The sequence below is a fragment of the Paenibacillus sp. sgz302190 genome (assembly GCF_059820445.1).
In genome coordinates this window covers 369,118-377,286 of sequence record NZ_JBZYAO010000002.1, presented here as the reverse complement: position 1 = coordinate 377,286, position 8,169 = coordinate 369,118, and the positions used below count along the sequence as shown (strand labels likewise).

General features: G+C 57.1%; 6 protein-coding genes. All 6 read right to left on the bottom strand.

Features of this window, described 5'->3' with window-relative positions; all coding sequences use genetic code 11:
- Positions 1 to 1,522: FdhF/YdeP family oxidoreductase (locus AC6RNO_RS05145; RefSeq protein ID WP_497104828.1), on the bottom strand; the 1,522-nt coding region annotated here is incomplete at its 3' end.
- A 203-nt stretch (positions 1,523 to 1,725) separates the two neighbouring features.
- Positions 1,726 to 2,085: a Na-translocating system protein MpsC family protein gene (locus tag AC6RNO_RS05140; protein WP_474685009.1), complete on the bottom strand. Its 360-nt coding sequence runs from the start codon at positions 2,083 to 2,085 to the stop codon at positions 1,726 to 1,728.
- A gap of 102 nt (positions 2,086 to 2,187) precedes the next feature.
- A complete protein-coding gene (gene pgmB / locus AC6RNO_RS05135; RefSeq protein ID WP_474685008.1) occupies positions 2,188 to 2,835 on the bottom strand; it encodes a beta-phosphoglucomutase in 648 nt (215 codons plus the stop codon).
- Positions 2,836 to 2,859: 24 nt separating this feature from the next.
- Positions 2,860 to 4,557 carry a glycoside hydrolase family 3 N-terminal domain-containing protein gene (locus AC6RNO_RS05130; protein WP_497104827.1) on the bottom strand — a complete coding sequence of 566 codons (1,698 nt, stop codon included), beginning with the start codon at positions 4,555 to 4,557 and terminating at the stop codon, positions 2,860 to 2,862.
- A gap of 31 nt (positions 4,558 to 4,588) precedes the next feature.
- Positions 4,589 to 7,228: a glycosylhydrolase-like jelly roll fold domain-containing protein gene (locus AC6RNO_RS05125; RefSeq protein WP_497104826.1), complete on the bottom strand. Its 2,640-nt coding sequence runs from the start codon at positions 7,226 to 7,228 to the stop codon at positions 4,589 to 4,591.
- A 42-nt stretch (positions 7,229 to 7,270) separates the two neighbouring features.
- On the bottom strand, positions 7,271 to 8,164 hold the full coding sequence (locus AC6RNO_RS05120) for an ABC transporter permease subunit (protein WP_497104825.1): 894 nt from the start codon (positions 8,162 to 8,164) through the stop codon (positions 7,271 to 7,273).
- Positions 8,165 to 8,169 lie beyond the last annotated feature (5 nt).

Sequence of the window (8,169 nt, the reverse complement as noted above, 5' to 3'; positions counted from 1 at the left end):
GGACATCGACTGCCTCCAGTGACTGGCGGACGAACGCCGGGTCCGGCATCGTCTCGAGAAAATTGCCGCCGGATTTGTAGAACATCCGGAGCTTGCGCTCCTGCTCCTCGGGCAGGAGCGCGTTCTCCAGGGTGACGCCGACGATGTCGCCCTGCCAATCCGGCAGCTCGAAGCCCCAGAGCTGCCCGATGCGCTTGCGGTCGGCGGCGCTGCTGAATTCGCCGCCGGGGAGGCTGAAGGGATCGGCGCCCATTTCGCCCGATCCCTGGACGCCGCTGTGGCCGCGGATGGGCATCAGCCCGCAGTGCGCGCGGCCGAGAAAACCCCGCAGGAGGGCGAGATTCGCCACCTGCGAGATGTTGTCCGTGCCGAAGCGGTGCTGTGTGAGCCCCATGCTCCACACGAATACCGCGCTCCCGGCACGGGCCAGCAGCTCCGCGAACTCGCGCATGCGCTCGCGGGAGAGCCCGGACGACTGCTCCAGCGTCGTCCAGTCCTGCTGCGCCGCATGGGCGCGCAGCTCTTCGAAGCCGTTCGTGTGCGCCTGCACGAACGCGTGGTCGATGGCGGAGCCCGGCTGGCGCTCCTCCATCTCGAACCAGTGCTTCATGACCCCGTTCATGAAGCCGATGTCGCCGCCGATGTTCACCTGGTACACATCGTCGGCCAGCTTCGTCCCGAACAGCGCCGATTCGGCAATGGAGGGAATCCAGTACTGCTCCATGGACGGCTCGTAGTACGGGTTAATGACAATGATTTTCGTCCCTTTGCGCTTGGCCGCATACATATACTTCGTCGAAACCGGCTGGTTGTTCGCGGCTACGCTGCCCCAGAATACAAGGACGTCCGTGCCGATCCAGTCCTTGTAATTGCAGGTCGAAGCGCCTACGCCGATGGAGCGCTTGAGCGCCGTCTTCGACGGCGAGTGACAGATGCGCGAGGCGTTGTCGATATTGTTCGTACCAAGGAATCTGGCCACCTTGGCCGCGGTATAATACGACTCGTTCGTGATCCCTCGGGCGGTCAGATAGAACGCCATCTGCTTCGGATCGATCGCCCGGATTTTGGCCGCGATTGTATCCAGTGCTTCATCCCACGTCGCGCGGCTGAACTTGCGCTCTCCGGCCCGCCGGATAAGCGGATACGGAATGCGGCCGAGCGCTCTGAGCGCGGTGCTGTCCATGCGCCGCAGCTCATCGATGTCGGCGTGCAGCACCTCCTCGCGGATCGCGGGCATCGTATTCAGCCGCAGCACGTTGAGCCGCGTTGTGCAAAGATGCGGTCCGTCGAGCGTCTGGTCGTACAGCCCGGATACTCCCAGCGCGCAGCCGTCGCAGACGCCCTGCGTCAGAATCCGGTACGCGTACGGCAGATTGTCCCTGTTCTGCCAGGCGATTTTTGCCGTCTCGCGGATATGTTGCGGTTTGATTTTACCGAGCCCGAACGGAACAGCGCTGACCCACAGCTTGGGATTCGGCATGGCAGGCAGCTTGATCGGCCCGGTATGTTTGGTTGTACCCATGTTCCTCTCTCCTCGTATAGTTATAGGGACCGGACTTTTCCTTCGGCGCAATTGCTGCTTTTTCACAAAAAAACCACCGCAAAACCGCCTATCTGGTTCTTAGGTGCAGATCCAAATAAGCAGCTTCACAGTGGTTAGTCTCCGGCAGGTTCGCTACCAAGCGCCAACAGCACTTTATGCATGTATATAATTGTTTTGGGGCTTTACTTGCAAAATTTCCGCTCGATGTCCTGATCGAACACAAAGACCGACATTCCCGTATCTTCCAGGATATCGATATCGACGAACAGCCGGACAAATTGGGCGCCCAGCAGTTCTTCCATTTCTACGGGCGGATGATCGCGGTACATTTCTTTGACCATTTCCGTGCGAGCCGTACGAAGCATCTGTCTGCCATCGTCGGTTTTCGCGATAAATTTTTCCACGGGGGACAAATTGCCCTCCATCTCGCAAATGGCCCAATGTTTGCAAAAGGTCGTCTTGATCCGTTCCGGCCCCTTGCCCATGTGCCGTTTGCGGTAAGCCTTCACGAGGTTGCTGAATTCCGCCTCGGTTCGGTTCATGAGTCAGCCACCTTCATTAATCTCTTCAGGGCGTCGCACCGCTTGCGCGCACATATTCATCTTAATGGAAGGAAGGCTTTTGTTCAATAAGAAATCGTTCGATTACCGGTCCCCGGCCACGATTTGCAGCAGCTCTCCGACTGTTTCCATCGCATACTGGGCTTGCCCGCAGGAACGGGCTTCCCCGACGGCAGCCGCCTTCATGCCCGCGCGCAAAGCTGCCTCCACTCCGGCTTCCGCATCTTCGACGACAAGACAATGCTCCGGGGCAATGCCCAGCATGTCCGCCGCCATCAGGAACACTTCCGGATGCGGCTTGCTTTGCGTAATGTTATTTCCGTCCGAAATTGCATGAAAGGAGCCGTCAAGTCCGGTTTTTCTCAATATGAGCGGAGCGTTCTTGCTGGAAGAGCCGATGGCGATTTTGATGCCCCGCTGTTTCAGCGCTTCCAACGTTTCTTTGACGCCCGGCAAAAGGTCCGCTTCCGTCAAAGCCTCAAGAAGTTCCTTGTACGCTTCGTTTTTTTGCTCCATGAGCTGCCGTTTCTCCTCTTCGGAATACATTCTTGACGCCCGTTCGAGGATGATGTTCAGGCTTTCCATGCGGCTTACGCCCCTCAGCCGGTGGTTGATCTCCCGGTTGAATTCGATATTTTCACGCTCGGCAATTTGCTTCCACGCTATGTAATGATAATGATCCGTAGACACGATTACGCCGTCCAAATCGAAAATAACTGCCTGATAGCGCATTGGAACCCTCCTTGCCGCTTCTTTTTATAGTTTGGCTTCCCAGTAATTGCAGTATGGATCGATCGGGTTCACGCCTTTGAAAGGGGTGCGGCCCAGCAGCTTGTCCACTACGGCGTCGACGACATACTCGCTGCTGGAATAAGCGTTGACGAACGTTTTGATCTGCGGCACATCCTGCAAATGGTACGGGCTTGCCAAAGAAATGAAAGCTGTCGGCACTTCGTGGATCAGGAACGGCATATCCAGGCCCATCGGCGGCGCCCAGGTGATGCGGACGACCGTCTGGTTGCTCGCGGTTTCGATGCTGGCGTAGTACAGGACGAGGTCGTAATTGTCTTTGTAGTCTTGAATCGGCGCAAACCTGTTCGCAACCGCAGTCGCCGGATCGAAAACCTCCACTTCGAAGCCTTCCCGCTTCAAACGGTTTACAAATGGAACGTGCGCCTGCTGGCTGCCGTAATTGCTCCCGTCTCCCGTCAGCACGAAACATAGAACGCGTCTGTGCCTTTGCGGATCGATCGGCAGCAGCGCCTGCGTATCCTTCACGAGGGTTACGGCTTCGTCCGCGCATTCGCACGCCCACTGTTCGTGCTCGCCGCATTTCAGCACCGTTAACGCTTCGGGCGCAGGCACGAGCGATCCTTCGGCTTGCTTTTTATGCAGCCCAAGCGAAGCCTTGAAGGCCAAAATGCGGGTGACCGCCTCGTCTACGCGCTCTGCAGTCAATATCCCGTTCTCCAATCCTTTGAGCATGAATTGGTAATCTTCGTACAGGTTCTTGTTGAACAAAAACATGTCGCAGCCGGCCGCGATAGCTTTGGGTACGGCAAGCTCCCGCTTCTCCGCCATCGTGAATCCGCCCATGTTCGTTGCATCCGTCACAATCATTCCGTTGAAGCCCAGCTTCCCGCGCAGCAGCGTTTGCAGCAGCTCCGGGGCAAGAGTAGCCGGCATCAGCTCTTCATCGCGGATTCCGGGCGCAAGCAGCCGGGAGTATTCCGGCAGCATGATATGGCCGATCATCACCGTATTGGCTCCGGCATCGATCATTCCTTGGTACACTTTGCCGAAAGTGGCATCCCACTCCTCGACCGTCAGGGAATTGATCGCAATATGCAGATGCTGATCGCGCTCGTCTACGCCATCGCCCGGAAAATGCTTGATCGATACCGCAACGCCGTTCTCCTGAATTCCGGTCATATATGCTTTGCTCATCGCAAGCACGCGATCCGGGTCGGAACCGTATGTCCGCGTATTGGTGATCGGGTTTCGGAAGTTCATGTCGATATCGATAACCGGCGCAAACGACCAGTTGCAGCCTACCGCCGCACCCTCACGCCCGGCAATGACGCCCAGCCTGCGGGCATGCTCGGCGTTGTCCGTCGCCGCTATTTGCATAGGGCGGCCGTAAAAGGTGCCGTCCGAGGCAATTCCGTTGCCACCTGCTTCCAGGTTGGCCGCGATGAGCATCGGGATCTTGGATTTTCCCTGCAAAAACCGGTGTACATCCTGATTGGCCAAGCCTTCATCCGGCCGGAACATGATGCCGCCGGGCTGAATGTCCTTCAGAATCGCCGTCAATTCCTCCCGGTCCTTCGTTCGGCCGACAGGGCAAAACAATTGACCGATTTTCTCCTTTATATCCATCCCGGCCAGCGTAGACTTCACCCATTCGATGTCTTCGTCTTCCAGGAAAAAAGGGTTCGCTTTTAAATTGATCATCTTATTCTTTGTCCCTCCATCATTGCTTACGTTAAAATAGCAGCCTTATCGGCCCCAACAACCCGCTGGGCTCCTGCTGGGCAAAACGCGAGAAGAAATCGCGCCTTTCCTTAACGAGCGTATTCGTCACCTCGATAGCCAGCTCATTGATTCCGGGGCGGACAAGCCCGCTAATATCGAGACGATAAGGCGGACATATGCGTACGCCGGCCGATTGCCCGTTCACCCAAACTTCCGCCGTTTCGTACACTTCCCCCAGGTCGAGCGCAACCGGGCCCTCGCCGGATTCCCATTCAAATTCCGTTTCGTAACGGAAGGTGCCCGAAAATCGGGGAAGTTTGTCCGGCCGGCTCATGCTGACCAATTGTTCCACCGTGCCCGCGGAGACGAACGAAGGATATTGCAGCGAAGTCGCCGTGGCCAGCTTCCAATTTCCTTTTATTTCAACGCTCTGAGTTGGCGGTGTCTGCGGCTGCAGGACCCCTTTCCCGGTTATTTCCTGCAAATCCACAGAGCTGCCAGTGTCTTTTCCTGCCAATAAAACGATCGTTTCATAAGGGCTAAGCCGCAAGGGTACAGCCGAGCCTTCCAGCGTCGCCTGACTGTCGACAGAGCTTATTCGGTTAAAAAGAGCGTCATACGCCAGGATGCTGCCGTTAACCGGCAATTGCACGTTCGTTTCAATAACTTCCGCCGGATGCTCGTTGAAAAATAAAAACACATCCAGCTCCTGCTGCTCGTAGCGGTAATAGCGCAAGTACGGCTGCTCCGTATCCGTTTCGATGTCGCCCAGGCCCATCTCGCGAATCCGCGGGGCCAAGCCGCTCAGCGGAACGATCTCCGCCCGCGGATGTGCGACGAGGGCTCCTAGCGCAGCGGAGGCATCCGTTCCTTCACTGGCGCGCTCGGGCCAGCCGCCCACGAACAGCAGCGGCAGTCCCCGATCCGCCATGCCGACCAGGCGGTCGAGCAGCTTCTGCGGCAGCGCCTCGGCATAAGGGACGATCAGGCAGCCGTAGTCCTCCGGACCGACCGTTAGCCGGCCCTCGGAGACGGATGCCGATTCCAGGAGCGCGTCGACCGGCAGCACGTCGCAATCGATCTGTTTGCGCGTCAGCTCCTTCACGGGCTTATGGAAATACATATAAGCGCCCGACCACTCGGCTTCCGCGTGATACAGCACAGCCGTCGGCGCGCGATGCCGCCCTCCCGACAGCAGATGGCTCATCCTGTTCGTATAGCGGTTAAGTATGCGGTAGTACCGGTACTGCGGATTATGTCCTCGCGCGTACAGATGAGGAGGACAGTCCGGGTCCGGGTACTCTTTTTGCGAAAAAGCATGCGGGATGAAATAGTTGACGCCGCGCACAAGCATGTGGTCCGTCAGCCATTTCATCAGTTTCAAACCCTCGGCCCATCCGTATGCGCCGAACACTTCGGCCAGCGTGCGCCCCTTTTTCTTCGGATCGATGTGTCCTGCCGAAGAAGCGAGCTTGGCCAAGCCGTAATGGAAAAATTCGCTGTCCACCGTTCCGGCGATCCAGGAGAAGTCGGCTTCGTCAAAGCCCGGCACGAGCTGCCACAAGACGACATCCACGCCGGACATATCCTGACCGGACACTGCCCTGAAGAAATGTCCCGGCCCGCAGCCTAAACGCGCGTGAACGTTGTTGTCTTCGATCACGTGGCCGATATACTCCACGCCGCGCTCGCGGCACCAGTCGCCGAGCTGCGCGGAGAAGTTTTGCGCGTACAGTCTGCTGACGACGTTCATATAGGAATAGCGCACAGCAGCCGTCAGCTGTTGTTCGTCCGATTCGTGCCAAAGCAAAGGCAGGTACTGCAGGCAGGACGAGCCGAACTCCCGCTCCAGCTGTGCCGGCAAATCGCCGGTCCACGGCAGAACCACGTCTTTTTTCCCGGGCTTGGACTCAAAGTTGTATATGGCCCGGTCGTTGTAAAAACCGGGTTCATCGGAGAAAAAGCCGGCGAACGTTGCGCCAAAATCATCCCGATAGCGTTCATAGTAAGCCTCGTACATCGTATCGATCAGTACGCGCACGGATTCGGCGGCCAGCGGATTCACATAGTCATCGTACTTTTCGGGCGCCCCCTTCGGCGTTCTGACAAGCATGTATATGCGCCAAAACCCGGCCGGAACGTCCCAGTACAGGACGCCGTCCCGTACCTCGGAAGAAAGCTCGGCATATTCGCCGATCAGCGTGCCCCGCTCCGCATCCCGGCGAACGGCGACAACGGCTTCCAGCGCCTCTCCCTCCGACAGCCAGGGGTCGATCAGGAAGGAAGCGTCCTTCATCGGGCCCCGGGCGTCGATGTGACGCTCAGCCAAATACAGCCTGCGCAGCTCCCCGGGGGCCTCCTTCAGCTTCCCGCCTGCGTGGCCGGTCGGAAAATGATCGTCGTCGAACACCCACACCCGCATGGAGCGGCTGCGCGCCTCCTCCATGATGACGTCCATGTCCGCCCACCAGCCCGGGCCCAGGAAGTCCGGATGAGGCCGCGACTCGATGCATACCGCCTTGATGCCGGCTTCGTCGATTCGGGCCATCTCTTCGCGGATGACCGCTTCCCCTTCACCCCGCTGCCACACCAAAGGCAAAATATAGTTGCCTTCTTTTCCTTCAAGCACATCTCTCAAGCGACTGTTCAAACGCCTTCAACCTCCGCTGTCAGTTTCGCGTACCGCCGGGGATCAGCCTTTAACGGCCCCGATCGTAATCCCTTTTACGAAATATTTCTGGAAGAACGGATAAGCGACAAGAATCGGAATCACCCCGATGACGGCAATCGCCATGCGGAACGTTGCGCTCGGCAAAGTCGCCAGCGCTTCGCTGGACTGCGAGCCCATGGAAGGGTCGCTGCTCAAAAACTGGATATCCGTCATAATCCGGTTCAATATGCTTTGCAAGCTGAAAAGCTTCGGATTCGTGATGTAGATCAAGCCATTGAACCAATCGTTCCAGTACGCGATCCCTTGAAACAGCCCGATCGTCGCCATTATCGGCATGGAAAGCGGCAGCACAATGCTGTAAAAAGTTTTGAACGCGCCCGCGCCGTCCATGCTCGCCGACTCCAGCACCGGAACCGGGATCGTAGTCTTGAAAAACGTCCGCATCAGGAGAACGTTGAAGCCGTTCATCAGCAGGCCGGGAATAATGAGCGCCTGAATCGTATTTTTGATTTCAAACACTTGCGTATAAATCAAATAGGTCGGAACGAGACCGCCGTTGAACAGCAGGGTGAAAAAGACGAAAAAAGCGAGCGGATTGACAAAAGGAAGATCCCGACGGGACAGCGGGTACGCCAGCAGCGACGTAATGATGAGGCTCGCCGTCGTTCCGATCGCAGTGACAAAAATCGTAATGCCGTACGCCCGGAATATATTCGCCGCTTCATTCCACAAATAAGCGTAGGCGCTAAAGCCGAACTTTTCCGGAAAGAAGGAATATCCGTTTTGCACGATGGTCTTTTCATCCGTAATCGAGGACATGAACAACAAGAGAAAAGGCAAAATACATGACGCTGCGTATATCCATAAGACTGTGTGTCCGATCCACTGCCATGTGCGGGTTTCTTTATTAACCATTGGGG

Bases quoted from the DNA above. Each gene is read 5' to 3' on its own strand.
- AC6RNO_RS05140 (WP_474685009.1), bottom strand. From the start codon at position 2,085: ATGAACCGAACCGAGGCGGAATTCAGCAACCTCGTGAAGGCTTACCGC.
- pgmB (WP_474685008.1), bottom strand. From the start codon at position 2,835: ATGCGCTATCAGGCAGTTATTTTCGATTTGGACGGCGTAATCGTGTCT.
- AC6RNO_RS05130 (WP_497104827.1), bottom strand. From the start codon at position 4,557: ATGATCAATTTAAAAGCGAACCCTTTTTTCCTGGAAGACGAAGACATC.
- AC6RNO_RS05120 (WP_497104825.1), bottom strand. From the start codon at position 8,164: ATGGTTAATAAAGAAACCCGCACATGGCAGTGGATCGGACACACAGTC.